This is a genomic window from Halorussus rarus (genome assembly GCF_003369835.1).
In the GTDB taxonomy this organism is placed as follows: Archaea; Halobacteriota; Halobacteria; order Halobacteriales; family Haladaptataceae; genus Halorussus; species Halorussus rarus.
In genome coordinates this window covers 282246-307965 of sequence record NZ_QPMJ01000003.1, presented here as the reverse complement: position 1 = coordinate 307965, position 25720 = coordinate 282246, and the positions used below count along the sequence as shown (strand labels likewise).

The window sequence follows — 25720 nt, the reverse complement described above, 5'->3', positions numbered from 1 at the left end:
CGTCCGGCGAGCGGCCCGCCCCGCGGTCAGTCGTTGAGCTCCTCGACGCGCTGGTCTCGCTGCTCGGCCGCCGCGTACACCTCCTCGATGTAGGCGGACATCTGCTCCTTCATGTCCGAGCGCAGCGTGGTGGCCGAGAAGTCCTCGGACTCCGAGAGCAGCCGGGCGAACGCCCGGAGCTCCTCGTCGGTGATCTCCTCGAAGTCGCCGAACTCGAGCTTGTCGATGACGTCGTCGACGTCGATCTGGCCCACCGGGTCGACGTTGAAGTCGACGGTGACCATCCGGTAGTCCGAGCCCGCCAGCTCCTGCTCGGCCTTGTTGACGCCCTGGGCGAGCATGTGCTTGAACGGCGTGTAGTAGCCCATCGTCCCGAGGTGGAGGAACGCCAGCATGTCGGTGATGCCCCGGGTGTAGGCGTCGCGGGCGTCGTCGTCGGGGTCGAACACCGTCTCGCGGTCGCGGTCCTCGAGATGCTCGAACAGGATACTGAAGTCCAGGATGGCGTTCCGGATGCGCCGCCGGATGCGGTTGCGCTTCTGCTTCTTGGAGTGCTCGGTGTAGTCGGTCTTCCGGCCGAGCAGGAACTCCCGGTCGCTCGGCGTGAGGATGCCCCGGCCGCGGTCGGCCGAGTGGGCCAGACTGTCCTCGGCGTCGGGGTCGTCGGAGGATTCGACCATACACGGAATTCGTATACGTTCGGGATTAAGAGTTACGGTAGACCCCCGAATATCCGCCTCCTCGCGTCGCGAGCGACCGTGCCGGCCCGATGAGATGACGACGGCGGAGCCGTGGCGGGCTTCGGACCCGGATCGTTCACAGTTAGCGTTTACAGTCGCCCGTCCATCGGTTCGTCCGAGCGGTCGTCGGGAAGGTCGGGGAAGCGTCGGTCCCGACGAGCGAGTTCGTTCCCTCCGTCTCCGTCACCGGATTATCGTTTTACCTATCAACAGATAGCGTATCTCGTCCGATTCTGTAAACGTATTTTGTATTCATCGACTCCAGTAATCGTAACGTTTATCACGATAATTAACGACTGGCGTGGTGTGCGGCACCGGGCAACATGGTAGGGTGTGAACATTACATGAAACGCAGCAACCACGGCCGACATCGACGTGCGGGGACCCGACTACGAACGACAGCGCGTCCCGACGTTCCGTCCGGGCGGCGCTCCGACGACCGCGCCGCGAGGCCGTCGCCGGACGACGCGAACTGGCGAGGTGGTCGCGCGTGAGCCGGTCCGACGACCTCGGCGCAGTCGGGCGCTTCCGCGAGGAGCTCGACCCGGTCGTCTTCCTGTTCGGCGCGGGGCTGACGGTGGGCATCATCGCGCTGTACTTTCTGAACCCGGGGCTGGTCCAGGACGGCATCAACGTCGGCAACTCGGTGATGAACCAGTACCTCAACTGGGCGCTGCTGCTCATCGTCTTCCTCGTCGTGGTGTTCCTGCTGTACCTCATCGTCGGCCCGTGGGGCAGCCTGAAGCTGGGCGACGAGTCGCCGGAGTACAGCTTCCTGTCGTTCTTCGCGATGCTGTACTCGGCCGGGTTCGCCGCCGGCGTCGTCTTCTGGGGACCGACCGAGGCGCTGTACTACTACGACAACCCGTCGCCGCTGTTCGACGTCTCGGCGCGGTCCTCGGAGGCGATGGTCATCGCGGTCCAGCAGACGCTGTTCCACTGGGCGCTCCCCCAGCTCGCGGTGTTCACCCTCATGGGCATCGCCATCGGCTACTTCGCCTACAACTACGACGACGTCCCGCTCCGGGTCTCCTCGGCGCTCGCGCCGGTGCTCGGGCCGGACAACCTCGACGGCATCGCCGCGAAGTTCGTGGACATCGTCGCCGTCTTCGCGACCATCGGCGGCGTGGCGACCTCCCTGGGCTTCATCGGGAGCCAGTTCATCACCGGCCTCGACTACCAGTGGGGCATCGACCTCGGGAACGTCGGCATCATCCTCGTCGTGACGACGATGACGCTGCTGTTCACGGTGTCGATGGTGCTGGGCGTCAACCGGGGCATCCGCCGGCTCTCGAACTTCAACATGATCGCGTTCGTCGTCCTCATGCTGGTGACGTTCGTCCTCGGTCCGTCGGTGTTCCTCGTGCTGCTCGGGACCCAGGCGGTCGGCGGGATGCTCACCGACTTCGTCTCGATGAGCCTGTTCACCGGCGCGGGCAACCCGGACGCCACGGGGTGGATGAACAGCTGGACGGTGTTCTACTGGGCGTGGGCGCTGTCGTGGTCGCCGTTCGCGGGGCTGTTCATCGCCCGCATCTCGAAGGGTCGGACCGTCCGGGAGGTCGCGTTCACCGGCATCGTCGCCACCTCGGCCGCGACCATCCCGTGGTTCACCTTCGTGGGCGGGTCGGCGGTCTGGGCCCAGCACAACGGCGCCGAGATCCTCGGCCCGGTCGGCGAGTACGGCGCGTCGGTCGCCGGCTTCGCGCTGTTCGAGACGTTCCCGTTCGGGTCGGTGCTGATGATCGCGTTCATGCTGCTCGTGACCACGTTCTTCATCACGTCGGCCGACTCCTCGACGCTCGCGGTGTCGATGATGACCACCGGCGGGAAGGCCCGCCCGTCGACCATCAACCGGGTCTTCTGGGGCGTGGTGCTCGGGATGACCGCCGCGATCCTGATGACCCTCGGCGGCGTCGACGCGCTCCAGTCGGCGGCCATCATCACGGGCGCGCCGTTCGCCTTCGTCTGCCTGTTCGCGATGCTCGGGCTCGTCCGGGAGTTCAGTTCGGACCACGGCCGCGTGCTGTTGCAGGACGAGACGAGGCTGATCGGCTCGGCCGACGCCGACGAGACGTCGGCCTCGGCCAAGCAGCCCGCGACCGACGACGACTGAGGCGAGACGGCCGGCGCGAGACGCCGACGGCGGAACGCCGGCCGGCGGCCGACCGACGGGAACGGCCACCTCGCCGATAACAAGTTTTAATTGACGGTGAATACATTTTCTGTGTATGAATAGGGACACCGCGGAGCCCGACGCCGACGCACTCCCCGGCCCCAACGCCGAGAAGTGGGTGTCGTTCCACCGCGAGCACGCGGCGCCCAGCGAGCACTCCCACGACTTCGTCTGGGACCTCTCCGCCGAGGCCGACGGCCCGTTCGTCACCGACGTCGACGGGAACGTCCTCCTCGATTTCACCTGCCACATCGGCGCCGCGCCGCTGGGCTACGACAACGAGAAGGTGCTCGGGAAGCTCCGGGAGTTCGACCTGCGCGAGCCGATGAAGATCGCCGGCCAGGACGTCTACTACGGCGCGGGCCCCGACCCCGAGTCGAGCGAGTTCCCCGGGTCGAGCCACCTGATGGAGAAGCTGACCGAGGTGTCGAGCCACTACGGGATGGACACCGTCTTCCTCTCGAACTCCGGGGCCGAGGCGGTCGAGAACGCCATGAAGGTGACCTACGACCGGAACCCGACCGCCAAGCACGGGGTCGCGTTCGACGGGAGCTTCCACGGCCGGACGCTGGGCACCCTCTCGGTCACGCGGTCGAACGAGGTCTACACCCGCCACTACCCGGAGATCGCCGGGGTCCGGACCGTGCCGTTCTGCGACGACCGCGACCACGACCCGGCCGACGGCCCCTGCGACTGCGGCTTCTTCACGGCCGAGGGCTCCCGGCTCCGGAACAGCCTCCAGCCCGAGGGCGGCCACCTCAATCCCGACGAGATCGGCTTCCTCGTGCTGGAGCCGGTCCAGGGGGTCGGCGGCTACCGCTTCCCGAACGAGGAGTTCGCGGCGGAGGTCGGGGCGGTCTGCGAGGAGTACGACATTCCGCTGGTCGTCGACGAGATCCAGTCGGGCGTCGGCCGGACCGGCGAGATGTGGGCCTCGGACCACTACGACTTCGAGCCCGACATCATCGCCAGCGCGAAGGCGCTCCGCGTGGGAGCCACCATCTCGCGGTCGGACGTCTTCCCCTCGGAGGCGAATCGGCTCGGCTCCACGTTCGGCGGCGGCGACCTCCTCGGGTCGATGATGGGCGCCTTCACGCTGGAGGCCATCGAGGAGCACGACCTGCTCGACAACGCCACCGAGCGCGGCCGGCAGGCCAGGGAGCTCCTGCGGGACGCCGCGGCCGACCACGTCGAGGACGTGCGTGGCAAGGGGCTGATGCTCGCCGTGGAGTTCGACACCGCGGAGCGCCGCGACGCCGTGGTCGAGGAGGCGCTGAAGCGCGGTCTCCTCACGCTCGGCTGCGGCGCGAAGACCGTCCGGCTGCTCCCGCCGCTGGACTCGACCGAGCGCGAGATCGAACTCGGCGTCGGCATCTTCAACGAGGCCGTCGAGGCGGCCGGGAAGACGGCGTCGGTCGCGTAGGCGCTCGGCCCGGTGTTCTTCTCACCCCGCGAGCGCGATTCTCTCGGGACCGAAGTCGAACGACGCCGAAGAGGCGTCTCGGCCCCGGACGTCAGTGCTCGTCGTGGCGTTCCCCTCGGCCGACCGCTGGACGACGTACCGCTGGCCGACCATGGGGTCGAGGAGGCTGTCGACCGGCGCGCGGTCGTCCCGGAGGACCGGCACGCCGCCGGTGTCCTCGTCGCTCCGGTACGACCGGATTTCCCGTTCGAGGTCGATGCCGATGTCCCGGCGCTCGTTGCGGGCCAGCAGCTCGGCCTCCGTGACCCGGGTCGCGTTCTTCGTGGCGACGACCTCGACGTTCTGGATCACGTTCGCATCCGTCGTGGGGAAGCTGTACACCTGCGGGAACACCCGCGAGATGGTCTTGTACTCCGCGCGGTAGAACTTCGAGGCGGGACCGTCGGGCGCGGAGATGAGGTTCGTGAGCAACACCCCGTCCGCCGACAGGCGCTCGCGGGCCAGCCGCATGAACTCGACCGTGGTCAGCTGGAACGGGACCTTGTCCTTCTTGTAGGCGTCGAGCACGATGAGGTCGTAGGTCCTGTTGGTCTGGCGGAGGAACCGACGTCCGCCGGTGTTGTGGATGTTGAGCCGCTCGGACTCCTCGACCCCGAAGTACCGCTTGGCGGTGTCGATGACCACGGGGTCGATCTCCGCGACGTCGACCGTCACGTCGTAGTCGGCGACGAACCGCTTGGGGCCGGTGAACCCGCCGCCGCCGACGAACAGCACCCGGTCGACGCCGTCGGTCAGCAGGAGCGGCAGGTGGAAGTACCGGGTGTACTCGAAGACGTGTCGGCGGGGGTGGTCGAGGTCCATCGCGCTGTGGCGCTGGCCGTCGAGGTACAGGGTCCGGGTGTCGCCGAGGTCGGCGACCTCGAGCTCCTGGTAGGGGGTCTGGGTCTGGTGGACGACCCGACCGTGGGTCGAGATGCCGAACGACCCGCTGGCGACGGCCGCGCCCAGCAGCGCCGCGACCGCGAGCGCGGCGACCACCTGCCGTCGTCGGAACGACGGCGACGCCAGCCACAGCGCGGTCGCGACCAGCAGGAGGCCGAAGGCGAGCTCGAGCCGCGGAATCGAGAGCGCCGGGACGAGGAAGAAGGTGGTGGCGAACGCGCCGACGATGCTCCCGACGGTCCCCACCGCGTAGACGTGCCCCGACGCCTCGCCGGGCGTCTCCTTCCCGGAGAGCTCGGCGGCGTACGGGCTGACGAACCCCAGAAAGTACGTCGGCGGGCCGAACAGCAGCGTCACGGCGGGCAGCGGGGCGAACCGGGAGGGGAGCGGTATCGTCGCCGCGGCCGTCAGCAGCAGGTCGCCCGCGAAGATGAGCACCGCGACGTACGCCGCGGTCCAGAGGAGCAGCCGGATCAGCCGGTCGGTCGTCGCGTGCGAGGCCGCCAGCTTCCCCCCGCGGTAGTAGCCGAGGCTCAGCGCGGCGAGAAAGACGGCGATGATACTGCCCCACGTGTAGATGCTGCTCCCGAACTGCGGGGCGACGACCCGCCCGGCGACGATCTCCAGCCCCATGCTCGCGACCCCGGAGACGAACACCGCCACCTCCGGCCGCGACGGTCGCGCCCGGCCGAGTGCTTCCCGGTCCCCCATTCCCGGAGAGCTACAGTCACGGGACTATTAACGTTGGCGCGCCGACAGCCGACAGTCGACTACGAGGTCGCGTCCGTCGGCCGCCGACTACGGGACCGGATGGCCGGCTACGCGACCCGGCCGCCGTCTCCGACCGCCAGTATCGACCGGGTCAGCACCTCGACACCCGTCTCGAGGCTGCGCTCGTCGACGTCGAACGTCGGGGTGTGGTGGCTGGTGGGGTGGTCGGTGCCGACGATGAGGTAGGAGGCGAGGCCGCCCTCCTCCTGGACGCGCTCCATCAGGAAGGTGGCGTCCTCGCTCGCGCCGAAGTCCGCGGTGGGGACGACCGTCTCGACGCCCTCGACGCCCTCGGCCACGTCCGCGATCACGTCGACGAGTTCGGGGTCGCTGTCGGCCCGGGGCGACTCGCTCACGACGTCGAACTTCAGGTCGCAGCCGTGCATCTCGGCCGAGTTCTCGAAGACCCGCCGGAGTCGGCCCTTGGCGTACTCCATGAGCGCGGTGGTCTCGCCCCGGGCCTCGGCGGCCACGTCGGCGCGCTCGGCGATGACGTTGCTCGACGTGCCGGCCTCGGCCTTCCCGACGTTGACCCGGGTCATCCCGTCCTCGTGGCGCGGAATCCCGTAGGCGTTCTGGATGGCCGTCCCGAGCGCCTGCATCGCGTTGTCGCCGTCCTGCGGGGCCTTCCCGGCGTGGGCCGAGGTGCCCCGGATGGTGGCGTCGACGTGGCACATCGCCAGTGGTTTCTCGATGCCCGCGACCACCTCGCCGGTCGGGTGGTCGAGGCCGACGTGGACCGCGAACAGGTAGTCGAGGTCGTCGGCGAACCGGCTCTCGGCCATCGGGTGGCCGCCGCCCGACACCTCCTCGGCGGGCTGGAAGAAGACGACGAGACGGCCCGCGAAGTCGCTGTCCTTGACGGCCTCGACGGTCGCCAGCCCCCACGTCATGTGGGTATCGTGACCGCAGGCGTGCATCGTCTCGCCGGTCTCCGACCGGAACCCCTCGACCGCCGGGACGTGGTCGTCGCCGGTCGACTCCTCGACGAACAGGCCGTCGATGTCCACGCGGAGGCCGATTGCGGGGGCGGCGGAGTCGCCGTCGGCCGGAGCGTCGCCGTCAGTATCCCGGCGGTCGATGACGGCGACGACGCCGGTGTTCCCGCCGGCCATCTGGTCGAGCAGGTCCGGGTCGGCGCCCCGGTCGCGGGCGCGGTCGCGCCACTCGTCGAGGTCGTCGTCCGCGGGAACTGCCATCCGGTCGTCGGGGTCGTACGCCTCGGGGCCGACCGCGAGTTCGTCGACTCCGATCCGTTCGAGCTCCTCGACGAGTCGGTGGGTCGTGTGGAACTCGCGCCACGCGGGCTCGGGGTAGCGGTGGAACTCGCGTCGGGTCTCGGCAAGTCGGTCTCGCACCGGTCGTGCCATGCGTGGCCCTGACACGCGCCAGCCACTTAGTTGTAAACGCTTTTCGTTGATATCGGCTACAAAAAGGATTAAGTCGGGGGCGGGCGACGAGTCGAACACAGAAACGGCGTCCGCGCAGTGCACGAGCGGGGCCTCTAAGGCGACCGTGGACGATCCGCCGACCGCGCGGACGCGAGACCACAACAATCACCATGACCGACCGACCCGACGTCGTCGTCCTCCGCGAGGGGACGGAAGGGCTGTCGATGGCATCGTACGCCGAGGAGCTGCGCGACCGGCTGCCCGACCGGCGGGTCGCGCACGCCCGGACCCCGGCCGAGGAGCGCGACCTGGTCGCCGACGCCCGGGTCGTCACCGGCATCACGGTCGACGAGGAGCTGCTGGCGACGGCCGACCGTCTGGAGCTGTTCGCCTGCACCTTCGCCGGCACCGACCACGTGCCGACGGACGCGCTGGCCGACCGCGGCGTGGCCGTGACCAACGCCGGGGGCATCCACGCGCCCGGCATCGCCGAGCAGGCCATCGGGAACGTGCTCGCGTTCGCCCGCCGGCTCCACGAGGGGTGGCGCCGCAAACAAAAGCGGGAGTGGCGCCACTTCCAGTCGAGCGAACTCCAGGGCAGCACCGTCACGGTGGTCGGGCTGGGCTCCATCGGGCAGGCCGTGGTCCAGCGATTGCAGGGGTTCGAGGTCGAGACCATCGGGGTGCGGTACACCCCCGAGAAGGGCGGCCCGACCGACGAGGTGGTCGGGTTCGACGAGGACGCCATCCACGAGGCGTTCGCGCGGAGCCAGTACGTCGTCGTCGCCTGCCCGCTGACCGATACGACCAGAGGGCTGGTCGGCGATGAGGAACTCAAGACCCTGCCGCCCGAGGCCGTGGTGGTCAACACCGCCCGCGGGGCCATCGTCGACACCGACGCGCTGGTGGCGGCGCTCCGGTCGAACAAGATCCGCGGCGCGGCGCTCGACGTGACCGACCCCGAACCGCTCCCCGAGGACCACCCGCTGTGGAACCTCGAGAACTGCCTCATCACGCCCCACACCGGCGGCCACACGCCGAAGCACTGGGAGCGACTGGCCGACATCGTGGCAGAGAACGTCCGACGGCTGGAGGCGGGCGAGGAACTGGAGAATCAGGTACTCGCGCCGAAGTCGGAATGAATCTTCGTAGCCGGATCAAAAAGTTCGCCTTACATAACATGGCGTGAATTGACAGGAACTGCGTGCTGAATACAGAGCGTGGATGCTGCAAGCGGTCGATATCTGTTTCACTCCTTGATGGTGGAGCGACTCCCGTGGGTGTGCGAATCGAACTGCTCACGGGTCCCACTCGAAGTACTGTTTCATGTCGATAAGATCGGAGTACAGAAGGACCACAAGAGGTCTCTCCATCAACAAGGTGCTACTCGAGTACGTTGTTGATGTAGTCGCCTCCGTCTGACCGAGGGTAGCGAGTAACGTTCTGAGACCCTATATCGTAGGGTTTTGAACTGAATGGTTCGTGGAACAATTACGAGACAACCGTCCATCAATAATCCAGTATCCCCGAGTGTCCGTCATAAATATTTACTACGTTCCACAAGAGTTACTTTTCCGCTCTACGAATAGCCAGAGTTGATGGAGTTATCCGTGCTCAGAGCAGCATCGGAGGCCGGTATCACGCTGTACACCGTGCCGGTCGTCGGTATCGAACTGGGACAGACGGAGATCACCGCAGTCGGCATCCTCATGATTCTGCTGCTCCTCGTCGGGTCGGGGTTCTTCTCGTCGTCCGAGATCGCGCTGTTCTCGTTGCCGGCCCACCAGATCGACGCGATGGTCGAGGAGGGTAAGCGTGGTGCCCGCGCAGTCAAATCGCTTAAGGAGGACCCCCACCGCTTGCTCGTGACGATCCTCGTGGGGAACAACATGGTCAACATCACGATGTCCTCGATTTCGACGACCCTCGTCGGCTTCTACTTCGACCCTGGCACGGCAGTGCTCGTCTCGTCGCTCGGTATCACGTCGATGGTCCTGATATTCGGGGAGAGCGCACCCAAGTCCTACGCCGTCGAGCACACCGAATTGCACGCACGGCGCGTCGCCCGAGGGCTGAAGATCGTCGAGAAAGTGCTGTGGCCGCTCATCACCCTGTTCTACTACTTGACAACACTTGTCAACAAGGTTACCGGCGGCGGCTCGGCCATCGAGTCCTCGTACGTCTCCCGCGACGAGATTCGGAACATGATCAAGACAGGAGAACGCGAAGGCGTCCTCGAAGAGGAGGAACGCCAGATACTCCAGCGCACCCTGCGGTTCACCGACGCCACCGCCAAGGAGGTGATGACCCCCCGTCTCGACATGGCGGCCATCTCCAAAGACGCGACCGTCGCGGAGGCCATCCAGGAGTGTATGCGGGCAGGGCACGCCCGCCTGCCGGTTTACGCGGGCTCGCTGGACAACGTGGTCGGGCTCTTCGATATCCGTGACCTGGAGGAGTCCGACTACGGCACCTTCGCTGACCTCGAAGTGGCGGACGTGGTCAACCCGACGCTCCACGTCCCAGAGTCCAAGAACGTCGATGACCTCCTCTCGGAGATGCGAGAGAACCGGATGCACATGGTCATCGTCATCGACGAGTTCGGCGCTACTGAGGGCCTCATCACGATGGAAGACCTGCTCGAGGAGATCGTCGGCGAGATACTGGTGGGTGACGAGGAACACCCGATCGAGTTCGTCGACGACGCGGAGGTGCTGGTCCGCGGCGATGTCAACATCGACGAGGTCAACGAGGCCCTCGACATCGACCTCCCCGAGGGCGAGGAGTTCGAGACCATCGCGGGTTTCCTCTTCAACCGTGCGGGTCGCCTCGTCGAACAGGGTGAGGAGTTCGACTACAGGAACGCGACGCTCAGAGCCGAACAGGTGGAAAACACCCGTATTCAGAAGGTCAGGGTGACCGTCGACCGCGACACCGTCGATCCGGTCGAGGAGGGGTCGCTGGCCGGCGAGGGCGAAATCGATTGACCGGGAGAGTCTCAGCAGTCGAGACTTCGAACAGGTAACTCGGCTTCCAGGGGACCCCGTGCCGACAATTATCCTCTGTGGCTCTGTTCCGAAGTCGAGACTGGCACTCGATACGTGGCGACGCAGGACCGTGCGATCGGTAGTCCGATCTCCTGCGGTCGGGAGCCACTACGAGAGAGGTGAAAACCATTAGGAGGCCGGCAAACGTAGCCCGTCTTATCAATCATGTACGAGGACATCCTTCTCCCGTTCGACGGTAGCGAGGGTGCAGCCGAGGTGCTCCATCACGCCAGCGAGATCGCCCACTGGGCCGACGCGACCATCCACGTGCTCTACGTTGCCGACACGACGCGCGATAGCGTCACCGTCATCGAAGGTGAAACTGTCGATGCGCTCGAGCAACAGGGAGAGGATGTCGTCGACGAGGCCGCAAAGACGCTAGACACTCTCGGGGTTTCGTACGACACCGAGATCGTCCAGGGGAATCCGGCCCCCACGATCGTCGACTACGCCGAGCGGTACGACCAGGACCTGATCGTGATGCCGACCCACGGCCGCGAAGGGGTCTCACGATACCTCATCGGAAGCGTCTCCGAGAAGGTCGTTCGGCTCTCGTCGATTCCCGTGCTAACAGTCCGCATGCAGCCCGACGAGGAGCTCGTGTTCCCCTACGAGAACATCCTCATCCCGACCGACGGGAGTACCGCTGCGGCGCACGCTGCCGGTCATCTTATCGAGCTTGCGGCGTCGCTCGATGCAACTGTACACGTCTTGTCTGTCGTGGACGACACTGCACTCGGACTGGACGTCCGGTCGACGGGGTCCGGCAAAGAAAGTGAAGATGCTGCGACCGACGCTGTCGAGGCTGTCGTCTCGGAAGCCGAGTCACGTGGGGTTACGAACACGGTTCGCCATATCGAACGTGGAACGCCCGTCGAGGAGATTCTCCACTGCATCGAATCGAACGACATCCACGCCGTCGGTATGGGCACGACGGGGAGACGCGGCACGGATCGGATCCTGCTCGGCAGTGTCGCGGAGAAGACCGTGCGCTCGGCACCGGTCCCCGTCATGACTGTCGCCGAACCGGAGTAAATCCCCTCGGGAGGAAGGGTTTCCGACGCCTCCGTTGAGAGAACCCCTGCCGAGGCATAATGTAGAGCAGCAATCGAGAGCGCGCTCTGAGAATTGTCGTGTCGGCTGACCTCGTCACCTGATCCTGTGTGCTCCTCAGCAGAGGCTCTGTAATTCCCGAGCGACCACCCACCCCATAACTCCGGGTCTGGTACGGACTATCCCTCCCTATTCAGCACGACCCCCGAAACGTATCACCGATTGAGGCGTTCAACAAGGGCGGTCTATTCGATTCGTTGTAGCTGTCGATTCGCGCCGAAAGGCGAACCCCGACTCGGGCCTACGCCGTGAACAGCTCCCGCGGGAACTCCGCCAGCGTCTCCGCGCCCGAGGAGGTCACCTTGAACGTCTCGCTCAGCTCGACGCCGAAGTCGTCGAACCAGAGGCCCGGAATCATGTGGAAGGTCATGTTCTCCTCCAGCACCGTCTCGTCGCCGGGGCGGAGGCTGGCGGTGTGCTCGCCCCAGTCCGGCGGGTAGCCCAGCCCCATCGAGTAGCCGATGCGGTCCTCCTTCTCGACGTCGTACTTCGCGATGGTCTCGCGCCACGCCCGCTCGACCTCCTCGGCGGAGACGCCCGGCTCGGCGGCGTCGAGCGCGGCTTCGAGGCCCTCGACCACGATGTCGGCGGTCTCCTGAATCTCCTCGGGCGGGTCGCCGACGAAGGTGGTGCGGGCCAGCGGCGAGTGGTAGCGGTGGCGACAGCCCGACAACTCGATGATGACGGGGTCGCCGTCCTCGAAGGGACGGTCGGTCCACGTGAGGTGGGGCGTCCCGGTGTGGTCGCCCGACGGCATCAGCGGGACGATGGCGGGGTAGTCGCCGCCGTACTCGTCGGTCCCGTCGATGAGCGCCGAGTAGATGGCCTCGGCGGCCTCGTACTCGGGGACGCCCTCGCCGATGGCGTCGAGGCCCGCACGCATCGCGTTCTCGGAGATGCGGGCGGCCTGCTCCATGTACTCGAGTTCCCGGTCGGACTTCTTCACCCGGACCCAGTTGACCAGGAGGGTGTGGTCCTCGAAGGTCGCCTCGGGGAGGTTCTCCTGCAGGCGGGTGTAGGACTTCGCGGTGAAGTAGTAGGCGTCCATCTCGAGGCCGATGCGGCCGTCGTCGACGCCCAGGTCCTCGAGCACGTCCGCCAGGAAGTCCATCGGGTGGAGGTCGTAGGGCGAGTGAACGTGGTCGTCGGAGTAGGCCCGGATGCTCTCCTCGCCGAGCCACGTGGTCGCCCGCGCACCGTTGGCGTCCATCTGGCGACCCACCCACACCGGCTCGTCGCGGTCGGGGGTGACGACCACGGCCTGGTGGACGTAGAACGACCACCCGTCGTAGCCGGCGAGGTAGTTCATGTTCGCCGGGTCGGCGACCACGAGCGCGTCGAGTTCCTCCTCGCGCAGTCGGTCTTTCGTCCGGGCGATCCGCCGCTGGTACTCGCTGTCGTCGAAGATTTCCTGTGGCATGGCACCGACGTTCACAGGCGGTTCGACGCGCCGCCGGTTAACTTTTTTGTGTACATTGGAAACGGATTGTGTGTACACCCTCCGAGACCGGAGTTTCAAGGGCGCGGCCGACCTCTGTCGGCGCAGGTGACCGCCGTGGGCGAGGACCGCACCGCCGACGAGGCGTTCGCACTCCTGGCCGACCCGACCCGCGTCGACGTCCTCCGGGCCGTCGCGCGGGCCCAGCACGACCGGGACGGGCTGGGGACCGGGCCGGCCCAGCTCGGGTTCTCCGAGATACGCGACCGGATCGACGTCGACAGCACCTCCCGGCTGTCGTACCACCTCGGCGAGCTCGCCGGGACGTTCCTCCGGAAGCGCGGCGGGCGCTACTCGCTGACTCCCGCCGGCGAGCAGGTCGTCCGGTTCGTGCTGGCCGAGGGGTACGAGCGCCTCGGCGACGTCGACCCGCGGGAGGCCGACGGCGCGTGCCCCTACTGCGGCGAGACGGCGCTCGTCGCGCGGCTCCGCGACCAGTTCTTCAGCGTCGAGTGCGAGTCCTGCGACCGTCCGGTGGCGGGCTACCCGGTCACGCCGGCGATGGTCGAGTCCGACGCCGACCTGCTGGCGAGCGTCGCGCGACGGCAGGCGGCCGACTACGCCCAGATCCGGCGCGGCACGTGTCCCGAGTGCGGTGGGTCGCTCTCGACCGAAGTTCGGGAGGTCCCCGAGCCGTCGTTCCCGGACGCCGACCCGTACCTCGCGGTCGACGCCTGCGAGATCTGTCTCCGGCGGTACTCCGGCCCGCTCACCTACGGCGTGGCCTACCACCCCGCGTCGGTCGCGTTCCACTGGGACCGCGGGGTCGACGTGAGCACCGCCGGGATGTGGGAGTTCCACGAGCACCTCCGCGCGGGCCGGTGGACGTCCGAGCGGACCGCGACCGACCCCGACGCCTTCGAGGTGGTGTTGCGCCGGGGCGACGACGCGCTCCGGGCCCGACTCGACGCCGCCGCGAACGTCACGCGCACCGAGCGCGTCCGAGCCTCGACCGTCGACGCCGGCGAGGAATGACAGAAAGACTACTTTATCGCGGTTGAGTGGGCTGGCCGGTCGGCACGTCGCGAGCGTCGGAATTCGTCCCGGATGACCTGCATCGGCTGCGAAACGGTCAATCGCGATTTTGAAGCGGAACCGACAAATTATCAGTTGTACGATACTATTATGGTCGAGCGGCGCGGCTAGAGGAACGAGAGATGACGGAGCAAATTGATTCGGCGGGCCGGCGCGAGGCGACCGCCCGACCGGCCGACGAGCCGCGCCGACCGAACGACGAGCCCGACCCCGCGAGCGACCCGGCGGGCGACCGCCCGATGTCGGTCGCGGAGATCCGCGAGTCGTACGCCGAGTACGCCGACTGGATGGAGCGGTTCGACTGGATGGACCGGCTGCTCACCGGCCGTACTCGCCGTCGGCAGTTCGGCGACGCGACGGGCCGGGTGCTCGACGTCGCCTGCGGCACCGGGACCAACTTCCGATACCTCCCGAAGGGAGTCGACCTGGTCGGAATCGACATCAGCCCGGAGATGCTGGCGAAGGCCGAGAACCGACTCGACCGCCTCGGGCGCGACGGGACGCTCCGGCGGATGGACGCCCAGGAACTGGCGTTCGACGACGACAGCTTCGACGCGGTCGTCTCGGCGCTGTCGACCTGCACGTTCCCGGACCCGGTCGCCGCGCTCCGGGAGATGGAGCGGGTCTGCAGGCCCGAGGGCCGGATACTGCTGGTCGAGCACGGCCGGAGCGACGTCGGCCCGCTCGCGCGGTTCCAGGACTGGCGCGCCGATTCCCACTACCAGCAGGCCGGCTGCCGGTGGAACCAGGAGCCGGTGGCGGTCGCCGAGCGCGCCGGGCTGACGGTCACCGAGGCCCGGACCGGGCCGCTCGGGATACTCACTGCGATCGAAGCCGACCCCTCGTGAGGCGAAGCGGATTCGGCAGTCGCTCGGTAGCCCGGTTTCTGACCGACCGTCGGCGGAGCGATACACCAGGAAGTAACTTTTCCTACAAAAGACAGGTACAGCGAGCGTATTAGTCGCTCGCGCCGGTATCCGGCTCACATGACCGACTCCCCGCGAACGCGCGTCGGCATCGTCACGGGCGAGAGCGCGCCTCGGCTCACGGAGAACGGTCGAGCCCTCCGGTCAGAACTCCGGCGTCGCGGCTTCGCGGCCGTCCCCGTCGTCTGGACCGACGACGAGGTCGACTGGGCGGACCTCGACGTCGCGCTCCTGCGGTCGTGCTGGGACTACCACGAGGCGCCCGACGCGTTCCGAGCGCGACTCGACGCCCTCGTCGACGCCGGCGCGACGGTGCTCAACCCGCCCGAGGTCGTCCGGTGGAACAGCCACAAGTTCTACCTCCGGGACCTCGCCGACGCCGGCGTTCCGGTGCTGCCCACCGCGTGGGTCGAGGCGTCGAGCGACGCCGACCTCCCGGCGCTGCTCCGGGACCGCGGCTGGGAGCGAGCCGTGGTGAAGCCGGCGGTCGGCGCGAAGGCCCGGGGCGCGTTCCGGACGTCGCTCGCCGAGGCGCCGGACCGCCGCGACCGGTTCGCGTCGCTGGTCGGCGACGGCGACGTGTTGGTCCAGGAGTTCGCGCCCGAGATCGCCGACGGCGAGCGCTCGCTGGTCTTCTTCGGCGGCGAGTTCAGCCACGCCCTCCGGCGCTACCCCGCGGCCGACGACTTCCGCGCCCACCACGACTACGGCGGCACCTCCGAGCCCGACGACCCGCCGGGCGACGTGGTCGAAGACTCGCGGGCAGTACTGGAGACCGCGGGCGAACTGCTCGGCGTCGACCCGGCCCGGCTCCCGTACGCCAGGGTCGACAGCATCGAGCGCGACGGGGGGTTCCGGCTGATGGAGCTCGAACTGATAGAGCCGTACCTGAGCCTCGACACCGAACCCGGCGCGGTCGCCGCGCTCGCCGACGCGGTCGAGACCGCGCTGGCGGCCGTCGGAGCGGGTGAGTAGCGTCTCGCCGGAAAGCGACGGACCCAAACCGCCCGGGTGGCTATCGTGATCCGATGGAACTCCGGTTCCTGGGCGGCGTCCGCGAGGTCGGGCGGAGCGCCATCCTCGTCAACGACCGCCTGCTGCTGGACTACGGGATAAAGACCGGCAACCCCCCGCAGTTCCCGGTCGACGCCCCCGACCCCGAGGCGGTGGTTGCGAGCCACGGCCACCTCGACCACGTCGGGGCGATTCCCTCGCTGCTTTCGGGCGACCGTCGGCCGCCCATCCACTGGACACCGCCGACCCGCGAACTCGCGCTCACCCTGGCCCGCGACACGCTCAAACTCCACGGCGGGACGTACGACTGCCCGTTCACCGAGACCGAGGTCCGGCGGGTCACGCAGGTCTCGGAGACCCACGGCTACCGCGAGACGTTCGAGGCGGCGGGCCACGAGGTGACGTTCTACAACGCGGGCCACATCCCCGGTAGCGCCCACGTGCTGGTCGACGACGGCGAGACGCGACTGCTCTACACCGCCGACTTCCACACCGACGACCACCGCGAGAGCGAAGCTCCCGCGAGCCGCACGAATCGCGCCGGCGAACCGATTCGTGGACAGCGCTTGGTCTCGCCCTCGACCGCGCGACCCGACGCCGACGTCGTTCTCTGCGAAAGTACGTACTCGGACGTCGACCACGAGCCCCGCGGGGACATCGAGGACCGGTTCGCCCGGAGTGTCAAGACCACCGTCTGGGAGGGCGGGACGGTCGTCGTCCCGGCGTTCGCCATCGGCCGCACCCAGGAGATGCTGCTGGTCTGCGAGGCCCGCGACGTCGACTGCTACGTCGACGGGATGGGAAAGGAGGTGACCGAGATGCTGCGCCGCCACCCCGAGTTCGTCCGCGACGCCGACGCCCTCAAGCGCGCGACGTCGAACGCCCGGTTCGTCACCGGCCGCGACGGCCAGCGCCGGCGCATCGCCGAGCAGAACACGGTCGTCGTCACGACCAGCGGGATGCTCTCGGGCGGCCCGGCGATGACCTACGTGCCGGCCATCCGGGCGAACCCGACGAACAAGGTCGCGCTCACGGGCTACCAGGTCGAGGGGACGCCCGGCCGCGAACTCCTCGAGACCGGTCGGGCCGAACTCGACGGCCGGGTGATGCCCGTCAGCGCGCAGGTCGAGTGGTACGACTTCTCTGCGCACGCCGACCGCGAGGGGCTGCTGGACTTCCTCGGGGAGTACGAGGGCGCCCAGATTCTCGTGAACCACGGCGACCGGTGCGCGGACTTCGCCGCGGAACTCGGGGACGAGGGGTACGACGCGACCGCGCCCGAGCACGACGAGACGGTCGTCGTGTAGGCGTCCGAGCGGGGCGTGGCGGAAACCGGTCGTTCTCTGGCTGGTCCGTCGAACTACCGACAGATTGTCGCGCACTTGGTCACGATTACCGCGTGACAAGACTTATCCTCCGAGCGTCTGGGGTTCGAGGTACGGTCCCCATGTCAGTCATCGAATTAGACGGGCTCACCAAGCGCTTCGGCGACGTGACGGCCGTGAACGACCTCTCCTTCGAGGTCGAGGAGGGCGAGGTGTTCGGCTTCCTCGGCCCGAACGGCGCCGGCAAGTCCACGACCATCAACGCGATGCTCGACTTCACGAAGCCAACCAGCGGGACGGTCCGGGTGTTCGGGCGCGATTCGCGGCGCGACTCGGTCGCGGTCCGGCGGCGTTCGGGCCTGCTGCTGGAAGGGTACGGAGCGTACCCGCGGCTCACCGGGCGCGAGCACGTCGAGCACGCCATCGAGACGAAGGACGCCGACGACGACCCCGACGCGCTCCTCCACCGCGTCGGCCTCGAAGACGCGGCCGACCGGCGGGCCGGCGGCTACTCGAAGGGGATGCGCCAGCGGATGGCGCTCGCGGTCGCGCTCGTCGGCGAGCCCGACCTGCTCGTGCTCGACGAACCGTCGACCGGGCTCGACCCCAACGGCGCCCGCACCCTCCGGGAGGTCGTCCTGGCGGAGGCCGACCGGGGCGCGACCGTCTTCTTCTCGAGCCACATCCTCGAACAGGTCGACGCGGTCGCCGACCGCATCGCCATCCTGCTCGACGGGTCGCTCGCGGCGGTCGGCGGGGTCGAGGAGCTCCGGCGGGAACTGGGCGCCGGAACGACGCTCTCGGTGTGGGTGTCGTCGGTCCCGGACGCGCTCCTCGCGGACCTCCGGGCGCTCGACGGCGTCGAGGAGGTCAGGCCCCGCCACGGTCGCATCGAGGTCGCGTGCGACGGCGACGGCGCGATCAAGCTCCGGGCGCTCAACGCGGTCGCGGACGCGGGCGTCTTCGAGGACTTCGCGGTCGAGGAGGCGTCGCTGTCGGACGTCTTCTCGGAGTACACGGAGGGCCGGGCGTGAGCTACCGCGACGTCTGCCGGCGCGACCTGACGAGCGTCTACCGGTCGCGGACCGGGACGGCGGTGTCCGCCATCCTCGCGCTCTCGACGGTGGTCGCGGTCGGGCTGTTCGCCCTGGCGGCCGACGTGGCCGCGCTGGCCGGCGTGGGCGGGCTGCTCACCGTCGGGGCGCTGCTCGCGCTGGTCTTCCTGGGCAACCCCAAGCAGATCGCGGGCGTGGTCGTCGGCTTCACGGCGCTCGCCGTGGCGCTGACGCTCGCGCTCTCCGACCCCGCCCGCGGGGTCCGCCCGTCGATGTCGTTCGCGGTCGTCACCATCGGGAGCGCGCTCTCGTTCCTGCTCCCGCTGGTCGGGCTGGTCGGGAGCTACGCCGCGCTGGTCGGCGAGCGCGAGACCGGCAGCGTCCGGTTCCTGCTGGGCCTGCCCAACTCCCGGGACGACGCCTTCCTCGGCAAGTACCTCTCGCGGGCCGCGGTCGTCGTCGTCCCGCTGGTGGTCTGTCTCGCGCTCACGGGGGTCATCGTTGCCGCCACCTTCGAGGACGGCTCGTTCCTCGGGATGGTCGGGCTCACGGCCGTCTCTATCCCCTACGCGCTGCTGTTCGTCGGCATCGGGCTGACCGCGTCGGCGTACGCCGACAACTCCAACCGGGCGGTCGCGGCCGTCATCGCGGCGTTCGCGGTGCTCCGCGCCGGCTGGCCCGCGTTCCAGTTCGTCCTGCTGCAGGGCGTCGAGAATCCGTTCCCGCGACCGGAGTGGTACTTCTGGATCGGCCGGCTCAACCCCATCAACGCCTACGTGAAGCTCACGACCCTGTTCGCGAACGTCGAACACGGCCACCCGCTCGTCACGACCCCGTACGAACCGCTCGCCTCGGCGGCGACCGGCTACCCGTTCGCCGCGGTCGTGCTGCTGGGCTGGACGGCGCTCGCGCCGGTCGCCGGCGTGCTCTACTTCCGGGGCCGGGACCTGCTCTGAGCGCGGCGTCGATGCGCCCGGGTCGAGGAGGGAGACGTTCGGGACGGGGACGCTCGAATCGCCGGTAGGCGTCGCGTATTCGCTCCCGGAACCGTTGTCCGCGTTCCGAGTCCGTCTCGACAGCCCGTAGACCCGGCCGACTCGACGGATTGCTGGTCAGTCGTCCCGTCGGGGTTTCGTCCCGAACAGCGGCGCCGCGCTCGCACCGAGCCCGGCCTTAGGCGTCAGCTAATCACGATGGAAGCGCACGGCTAACTCGGAGCCGGCGGAGGGGCCGGCCGCCCCGCCGGTCCGCGGCGGCGGTTAGGCGGCCAGTAGTATTGTGCGGCGAGCACCGAGGGACGCCCGATGCTAGCTGCGCGCCACGACGGGGAGCCGGAACGCCCACCGGGGTCAGGCGGTCCGGCGGAACGTCCGCCGGGTCGGGAGAGCTCCGGGCGGGGGTCGCCGAGTCGAATCGGACCGCGAGCCGGACCGCCGGAGGTGGTCGCGTGAGTCGACCGAAAGCGGGCGGTCGCCGCGAGAGCCCGGAGTACGAGATTCGCCCGTACGAACCGGGCGACAGCGAGGCGTTCCGTTCGCTGTTCGAGCGCGTGCTCGGCGGTCGGGCGAGCGAGCCGTGGTTCGACTGGAAGTACCGGTCGAACCCGTACGTCGACCACGTCCCGATACTCCTTGCTGAGACCGGCGGCGAGGTGGTCGGCGCCAGGGCGTTCCTCCCGCTCGCGCTCCGTGTCGAGGGGACCGACCGCCTCGCCTTCCAGCCGTGCGACACCGTGGTCGCCCCCGACCACCGGCGTCGGGGGCTGTTCACCCGGATGACAGAGGCCGCGCTCGACCGCTACGCCGACCGGGTCGACTGCTACTTCAACTTCCCGAACCGGTACTCGCTGCCCGGGAACCGCAAGCTCGGCTGGGAGGTCGTCGCCGAGCGCACGACCTACTACCGGGTCCAGAACCCGGCCGCGTGGGTCTCGGACGCCGTCGCGGTCGAGCCGCCGGACCGGCTCGGCGAAGCGGCGGCGGACGCCGGTCGACGCGCGGCGCGGTCGTACTTCGCGGCTCGGGAGCGCCTGGCGTCGGCATCGCCAGCGTCGGCGGCGTCGTCCGAAGAAGCTGCGGGGACCGAGGGAACCGCCGTCCGGTGGCACGACCGCGTGCCGCCCGAACTGCTCGCGTCGCTGGCCGACGCCGGCGAGCCGCGCCGATTCCACGTCGCCCGCGACGAGCGGTTCTACCGCTGGCGGTTCGACAACCCGACGTGGGCGTACGAGACGGTCGTGGCGTCGGCCGACGGCCCGGCCGCCGCCCTCGTCGTGGGCGCGCGGACCCGGTCGGACGGGACGCGGGTCGTCCAGCTCGCCGACGTGGTCCCGCTGGCGGGGAGCCCCGAGCGCGACCGCGCGCTGTCGGCGCTGCTGCCCGCGGTGCTCGACGAGCACGCCGACGCCGACGTGATACTCGCCGAGGGCGACAGCCTGCCCGACTCGCTGCTGGCGGCCCACGGCTTCCGCGGCGACCGACGACCGCCGCTGTCGTGGGTCGCCACGCCGACGGTGCAGGTCGCCCGGCCGGCCGACGACGGGGGCGACTGGACGCTGGAGGGTCGGGCGCTGGGCGACCCTACGGACTGGCGGCTCGCGCTCTGCGCTCGGGATAGTCAGTGAACGAGAGCAGAGCCGTGGCCCGACTCCTGCAGCGAGTCGCTACTCGCGGGGCGACTCCGGCGGAAGTTCCCCGTCGCCGTCGTCCGACAGGACGTATCGCTTCGCCGACCGCGGCCCCTCGACCGATATCTCGGGAAGGACGCCGAGCCACGCCCGTATCGCGCTGCTTCGGCGCTCGACGCTGGTCTCGGAGAGGCCGGACGTCTCCGCGGCGACGGTCTCGTCTATCTCGGTCGCGGGGAGTTCGCCGGCGTCGGCGACCGCCGCGCGGACGCGCCCGACGAGGTCGACGCTGCGGATCGCTCGTTCGAGGATTCGGCGCCCGCATCGAGGTAGTCGGCGCCCGTCGCGGTCAGTCCCCACCGCCGAGCGTCGCCCTCGGGCGACGGTTCCTCGCGGGCGAGCCCGAGCACGGTCGCGGAGTTGGCGTTGATGTAGACGTGGCGCTCAGAGAGGTCGCGGTCGGCGGACTCGGCCGCCCACCGCCGTATCTCGTCGCGGGTCCCGTCGGTCGCCCGGAGCGCCCCGAGCACGTCGCGGACCCGGTCGAGGTTGTTGGCCAGCGGCACCTCGCTCGCCGGGACCTTCTCGTCGCTCTCGGCGAGCGCCCGCCAGAACGTCGGGTCGAGGTCGTAGTCGTCGCCGGCCCCGGTCACGCCGACGCCGGTCCGGAGCATCGATTCGGTGAGGTCGGCGCCCGAGACCAGTTGAATCGGCAGTCGTTCGGCCGTCTCGCGGGCCGGTCCCGAGTAGGAGCTCGTGGTGACGAAGGTGCCGAGGTCGTAGCCGTTCTCCGTGAGCGCGCCTGCCAGCCGGTGGATGCGGTCGCTGCCGACGACGTTACCGGGGGCGTACCGCTTGACCTGCGCGCCGAAGTCCGCGGCGAACCAGTCGTAGCTGAGCCGGCCCTCGATGTCGATGCCGCCGTCCTGCGAGGCGGGGGTGACCGCGAGCCGCGTCGTCCGGAGGCTCCCCGCGAGGACGACCTTGCAGAGCACCTCGAACTCCGCCGGGGAGAGCTCCAGGATGCGGTCGAGCAGTCGGTCCTGCGCCGCCGACATCGCCATGCTCCCACGTAGCGAGACCGGGGATCTAAAGGTTTCGCGGTCGCGTTCGAGAGAGTGTCCGGACAGGAGACGCCAGTCGTCGATGGGGTGACCGAATCTGCTTCGAGACCCCCGGCCGAACGCTCAATAGGTCGCCGACCGTAGCTCCGCCCGCCCGGATGACCCGCACGCTCGAACTCCCGAACGGCGAGACCGTCGCGCCCGACGACGTCTTCCTCTACAACAACTACCCCTATCGCGTCGAGTTCCCGGGCGGCGACGAGCCGCCGGGCGAGGACGCCGAGTACGAGTTCTGGCTCTCGCCGCTCCACTGGGGCGGCGGCGAGATGGACATCCCGTTCCGCGACCGGGAGGCGCTGGTCGAGCAGTGGGGCCAGGAGTCCCGGGGCACCCTAACCGCCGAGGAGTGGGACGACTGGCTGACCGAGGCCCGCCACGACGGTCGGTTCGGCGACGACGAGCTCGACGCGCTGGCCCGCGAACTCCCGACGTCGGGCGGCGGTGGTCTGATGGCGAGGATTCGCCGTGCGCTGGGCCGTTAGCAGTCGGTGAAAATGCGCCCATTCTCTCCGTCCACCTCGCAGAATCAGGCTGTTGCTCGGTAAGGAGGAGTGCGACGAATCGAGTTCTTCCGTGCTGTAGCGTGGTGCGAGGTATCCAACCAGTCGAAAAGGATTATCAGTCCATCGAGTGACCGTCCGATACGAAGATGAGCCGCACGTTCGATATATCCGGCAAGTCGCTCATTTACCTCTTCTACGGGTCGTCGCTGGCGGCGCTCGCGACACTTCTGGCCTTCGTGGTGTCGCCGTTCGATAGTTTCGCCAGCGTCGCGTTGGCTGTCCTGTTCGCGTCGTTGCTGATCGCAGCGGTAGTCGGCCTGTGGCGACGGGCGACCGGCAGGGAAGGGGAGCATCTCGGGACGGCCGAAGACATCGCGTACGACCCGATCGCGTACCCCGGGCAGGCGGCCAAAGACAGGTGGCTGAAGGCGGTCCGTCGCTTGCCCGGCGGGGACGACGAGGAGGACTGATCACCTGGTTGCGTGTCGCCGAGGGCATCATGGAACGAGTACCACACAAGCGCTGCTGAATACCGAACCGTATTTTCGACCACGGTCAGGTCTCGCGGAGCCGCTGGGTCCGGGCCGCCACCGCCGAGCGGAACGCGCCGACGTCGACCGACGCGCGCTCGCCGAACAGCAGGCGGTGCTCCTCGCGGGCGACGGCCTCGAACACGCGCTCGAAGACGGCGTCGAACGTGGCTGGGCGTCCCCGGGCTTCGAGGTCGTCGGCCACCGCCTCGACGCGCTCGCGGGTGACGAACCGCTCGGCCAGTTCCTCGGCGCGCGTTTCGGCGTCCTCGGCCGACGGGTCGACCGGCGCGGTCTCGTCGACCGCCGCTTCCTCGACGTCGAGATTGGGAATCACGGCTCGCTGGCCGGTCTTGTTCCGGACCACCGCGCCCGCGGCGGGGCCGTCGTACCACGCCGAGTCGGGAATCGCGTAGTCCTCGGGGTCGAAGTCCGCGGCCCGGACCTCCTTCGCGAAGACGTTGACCGAGTCGAGTCCGACGCGGTCGAACACCTGCTCGACCGCGTCCGGCGGGAGGAACTGTCCCGCATCTGCGTCGTCGGACCCCGTCCGACTGCTCGACGCGCCCTGCGCGTCGGCGTCCCAGACGTCGAACCCGAGGAACGAGGGGGTACGGTCCCAGTCGTAGTCGACGCCGCACCGGACGGTCGCCTCGCCGAAGAAGACGACCGACGAGGGGTCCTCGCGGGCCGCCCGGAGCGCCTCGCGGTCGAACGACTCGCGGACGTGCCGGACCGCGTGGCGGTAGGACGCGGGGATCTCGTCCGCGTCGTCGGACCCCGTCCGACTGCTCGACGCGCTTCGCGCGGCGGTGTCCCGATAGACCCTGTCCCGGTCGCCGAATTCGAGCATGCCCGATTCCCGCAGGCGGAACCGGAGGTGGGCGCCGTCGACCAGTTCCTGGAGCCAGAGGTGCCCCGACTCGAACAGGCCGGGCGGCGCGTCGGCGGCGCGGGGGGTCTCGGGGTACCGCTTCATGGCCGGGGAGTTGTCGGCGCGCGGAGGTAAGGGTTTGCACGGGAGCCCCGGGGGCGAAACGCGCCGGACAGTCACCCGACCGGAAGCCACGTCAGCGTCCAGAGCGCGGCCATCCCGACCACGATGGTCCAGAGCAGGCTCTCGGTCCGCCACGCGACGACCGCCGCGACCAGGCCCGCGAGCAGTCGCTCGTTGCCGGCGCCGAGCGCGAGCGCGCCGTCGAGGTAGACGAGTCGCGGCGCGACCAGCGCGGTCAGGACCGCCGCGGGCACGTACTGCAGCGCGAGTTCGAGACGGGGCGGGACGCGTTCGAGCCGGCCGAACAGCGCGATGAACGACAGCCGGATGGCGAAGGTGCCGGCGCTCGCCGCCAGGACGACCAGCCAGACCGAGGCGTCGCCGAGCGGCGCCCGAGTCACCGCAGGCTCACCTCCGCGAGGACGCCAGCGAGGATGCCGCCGACCGCGGCGGCGAGGATGCCGACGTTGAACGGCAGGCCGAACCCCGCGACCGCGAGGACGCCGGCCGCCCCCGCGGCGACGTAGGACGGACCGCCGTCGAGCGCCGGGAACAGCAGCCCCATGAACAGCAGCGGGATGGCGAAGTCGAGCTGCCAGCCCGCCGGGACGCGCGCGCCGAAGACGATGCCGACGAGGCTCGCGGCGATCCACGTCCCCCACAGCGGGAGCGCGGTCCCGAGGTAGTACCACCGGCCCTCGCCGGTCGGGTCGGCGTCCTCGCGGCCCTCGAACCGGCCGACCGAGAGCGCGTAGGTCACGTCGAGCAGGAAGAACGCGACCACCAGCTTCCACCGGGTCGAGAGGTCCCGGAAGTGCGCGCCGAGCGACGCGCTGTACATCAGGTACCGGAGGTTCACGACCAGCGCGGTCGCGACGACCACGACGACCGGCGCGCGCTGGTCGACGAGTTCGACCGCGGCGACCTGGGCGGCCCCGGCGAACAGCATCCCGGCGAACGCGGTGGCCTGGGCCGGGTCGAACCCCGCGCCGACCGTGGCGACCCCCGCGATGATACCGAACGGGACGTTGGCGGGCAGCGCGGGCAGCACGTCCCGGACGCCCGCGCGGAACGCCGCGCGCGGCTCGCCGGACCCGGTCGCGGAGCCGGACATGCCCGTGGCTACGGGCGAGCACCGATAAAGAGGTTGAGAAACCGGCCAATCGCACGGGGTCGGGCGCGACGCGGCCGGCGACCGGGGACGGCGCTCCGCGGGGAGGTCCTTGAGAACTTTCGGGTGGCTCGGCGGCAGGCCGGCGCGCGCTGGCTCGACCTCGTGTCGCGCCAGGCGTGCGAGGGATAGAGTAGCGCAGCGAGCGGAGCGAGCGAGCAACGCAAGCGGTTGGGGAGGTGTGAGGCCCGCGGTTGCGTGGCGGGGCGGTTGCGGTACACAGGTGACGGCAGTAGCTAGCTTCGCGCCGTCGTTCGACGTTCTGCTACGTAGGGAGCAGTTCCGGCCCACAGAGTAGCCGTCAGATTTCACC

22 protein-coding genes are annotated in these 25720 nt (G+C 69.1%); 14 read left to right on the top strand and 8 right to left on the bottom strand.

Features of this window, described 5'->3' with window-relative positions:
* Positions 1 to 26 precede the first annotated feature (26 nt).
* Positions 27 to 680, bottom strand: coding sequence for a hypothetical protein (locus tag DVR07_RS17685; protein WP_115798634.1), 654 nt, complete (start codon positions 678 to 680; stop codon positions 27 to 29).
* Positions 681 to 1230: 550 nt separating this feature from the next.
* Here DVR07_RS17685 and DVR07_RS17680 point away from each other — a divergent pair.
* Complete coding sequence (locus tag DVR07_RS17680) at positions 1231 to 2856, top strand: BCCT family transporter (RefSeq protein ID WP_115798633.1); 1626 nt, start codon at positions 1231 to 1233, stop codon at positions 2854 to 2856.
* 115 nt (positions 2857 to 2971) lie between these two features.
* Complete coding sequence (locus DVR07_RS17675) at positions 2972 to 4339, top strand: aspartate aminotransferase family protein (RefSeq protein ID WP_115798632.1); 1368 nt, start codon at positions 2972 to 2974, stop codon at positions 4337 to 4339.
* Positions 4340 to 4360: 21 nt separating this feature from the next.
* On the opposite strand, the gene DVR07_RS17670 is transcribed toward DVR07_RS17675, so the two are convergent.
* Together DVR07_RS17670 and DVR07_RS17665 are read right to left on the bottom strand one after the other, a co-directional pair.
* Positions 4361 to 5992, bottom strand: a complete 1632-nt coding sequence (locus tag DVR07_RS17670; protein ID WP_115798631.1) for a spermidine synthase — start codon at positions 5990 to 5992, stop codon at positions 4361 to 4363.
* A 107-nt stretch (positions 5993 to 6099) separates the two neighbouring features.
* Entirely contained in the window at positions 6100 to 7422 is a 1323-nt protein-coding gene (locus tag DVR07_RS17665) for an amidohydrolase (protein ID WP_115798630.1), read from the bottom strand.
* A 191-nt stretch (positions 7423 to 7613) separates the two neighbouring features.
* Here DVR07_RS17665 and DVR07_RS17660 point away from each other — a divergent pair, with 191 nt between their 5' ends.
* From DVR07_RS17660 to DVR07_RS17650, 3 genes are all read left to right on the top strand, one after another.
* Entirely contained in the window at positions 7614 to 8585 is a 972-nt protein-coding gene (locus tag DVR07_RS17660; RefSeq protein ID WP_115798629.1) for a D-2-hydroxyacid dehydrogenase, read from the top strand.
* 456 nt (positions 8586 to 9041) lie between these two features.
* On the top strand, positions 9042 to 10430 hold the full coding sequence (locus DVR07_RS17655) for a hemolysin family protein (RefSeq protein ID WP_115798628.1): 1389 nt from the start codon (positions 9042 to 9044) through the stop codon (positions 10428 to 10430).
* Between the two features lie 225 nt (positions 10431 to 10655).
* Complete coding sequence (locus DVR07_RS17650) at positions 10656 to 11525, top strand: universal stress protein (RefSeq protein WP_115798627.1); 870 nt, start codon at positions 10656 to 10658, stop codon at positions 11523 to 11525.
* A gap of 319 nt (positions 11526 to 11844) precedes the next feature.
* On the opposite strand, the gene DVR07_RS17645 is transcribed toward DVR07_RS17650, so the two are convergent.
* Entirely contained in the window at positions 11845 to 13023 is a 1179-nt protein-coding gene (locus DVR07_RS17645; protein ID WP_115798837.1) for a M24 family metallopeptidase, read from the bottom strand.
* Between the two features lie 135 nt (positions 13024 to 13158).
* Here DVR07_RS17645 and DVR07_RS17640 point away from each other — a divergent pair, with 135 nt between their 5' ends.
* The 7 genes from DVR07_RS17640 to DVR07_RS17610 all read left to right on the top strand — a co-directional run bounded on the left by DVR07_RS17640 (position 13159) and on the right by DVR07_RS17610 (position 21079).
* Entirely contained in the window at positions 13159 to 14076 is a 918-nt protein-coding gene (locus DVR07_RS17640; protein ID WP_115798836.1) for a winged helix-turn-helix domain-containing protein, read from the top strand.
* A 182-nt stretch (positions 14077 to 14258) separates the two neighbouring features.
* Positions 14259 to 14984 (top strand): class I SAM-dependent methyltransferase, encoded by a 726-nt coding sequence (locus DVR07_RS17635; RefSeq protein WP_205254560.1) that lies wholly within the window; start codon positions 14259 to 14261, stop codon positions 14982 to 14984.
* Between the two features lie 138 nt (positions 14985 to 15122).
* The gene (locus DVR07_RS17630) at positions 15123 to 16037 is read left to right on the top strand and encodes an ATP-grasp domain-containing protein (RefSeq protein ID WP_115798626.1); all 915 of its coding nucleotides are present in this window, start codon (positions 15123 to 15125) and stop codon (positions 16035 to 16037) included.
* Between the two features lie 53 nt (positions 16038 to 16090).
* The gene (locus DVR07_RS17625) at positions 16091 to 17383 is read left to right on the top strand and encodes an MBL fold metallo-hydrolase (protein ID WP_115798625.1); all 1293 of its coding nucleotides are present in this window, start codon (positions 16091 to 16093) and stop codon (positions 17381 to 17383) included.
* A 140-nt stretch (positions 17384 to 17523) separates the two neighbouring features.
* A complete protein-coding gene (locus tag DVR07_RS17620) occupies positions 17524 to 18435 on the top strand; it encodes an ABC transporter ATP-binding protein (RefSeq protein WP_115798624.1) in 912 nt (303 codons plus the stop codon).
* Complete coding sequence (locus DVR07_RS17615) at positions 18432 to 19412, top strand: ABC transporter permease subunit (RefSeq protein ID WP_115798623.1); 981 nt, start codon at positions 18432 to 18434, stop codon at positions 19410 to 19412. The genes DVR07_RS17620 and DVR07_RS17615 overlap by 4 nt, the downstream gene beginning before the upstream one ends.
* A 491-nt stretch (positions 19413 to 19903) precedes the next feature.
* The gene (locus DVR07_RS17610) at positions 19904 to 21079 is read left to right on the top strand and encodes a GNAT family N-acetyltransferase (protein WP_115798622.1); all 1176 of its coding nucleotides are present in this window, start codon (positions 19904 to 19906) and stop codon (positions 21077 to 21079) included.
* A 224-nt stretch (positions 21080 to 21303) separates the two neighbouring features.
* Here DVR07_RS17610 and DVR07_RS17605 read toward each other — a convergent pair whose 3' ends face one another.
* Positions 21304 to 22146, bottom strand: a complete 843-nt coding sequence (locus DVR07_RS17605; protein ID WP_115798621.1) for a restriction endonuclease — start codon at positions 22144 to 22146, stop codon at positions 21304 to 21306.
* Positions 22147 to 22304: 158 nt separating this feature from the next.
* On the opposite strand from DVR07_RS17605, the gene DVR07_RS17600 reads away from it, so the two are divergent.
* Positions 22305 to 22688 carry a hypothetical protein gene (locus DVR07_RS17600; protein ID WP_115798620.1) on the top strand — a complete coding sequence of 128 codons (384 nt, stop codon included), beginning with the start codon at positions 22305 to 22307 and terminating at the stop codon, positions 22686 to 22688.
* 167 nt (positions 22689 to 22855) lie between these two features.
* Positions 22856 to 23179, top strand: a complete 324-nt coding sequence (locus tag DVR07_RS17595) for a hypothetical protein (protein WP_115798619.1) — start codon at positions 22856 to 22858, stop codon at positions 23177 to 23179.
* An 85-nt stretch (positions 23180 to 23264) separates the two neighbouring features.
* On the opposite strand, the gene DVR07_RS17590 is transcribed toward DVR07_RS17595, so the two are convergent.
* From DVR07_RS17590 to DVR07_RS17580, 3 genes are all read right to left on the bottom strand, one after another.
* Entirely contained in the window at positions 23265 to 24218 is a 954-nt protein-coding gene (locus DVR07_RS17590) for an RNA ligase family protein (RefSeq protein WP_115798618.1), read from the bottom strand.
* Between the two features lie 71 nt (positions 24219 to 24289).
* Positions 24290 to 24637, bottom strand: coding sequence for an AzlD domain-containing protein (locus DVR07_RS17585; protein ID WP_115798617.1), 348 nt, complete (start codon positions 24635 to 24637; stop codon positions 24290 to 24292).
* Entirely contained in the window at positions 24634 to 25350 is a 717-nt protein-coding gene (locus tag DVR07_RS17580) for an AzlC family ABC transporter permease (protein WP_115798616.1), read from the bottom strand. The genes DVR07_RS17585 and DVR07_RS17580 overlap by 4 nt, the downstream gene beginning before the upstream one ends.
* Positions 25351 to 25720 lie beyond the last annotated feature (370 nt).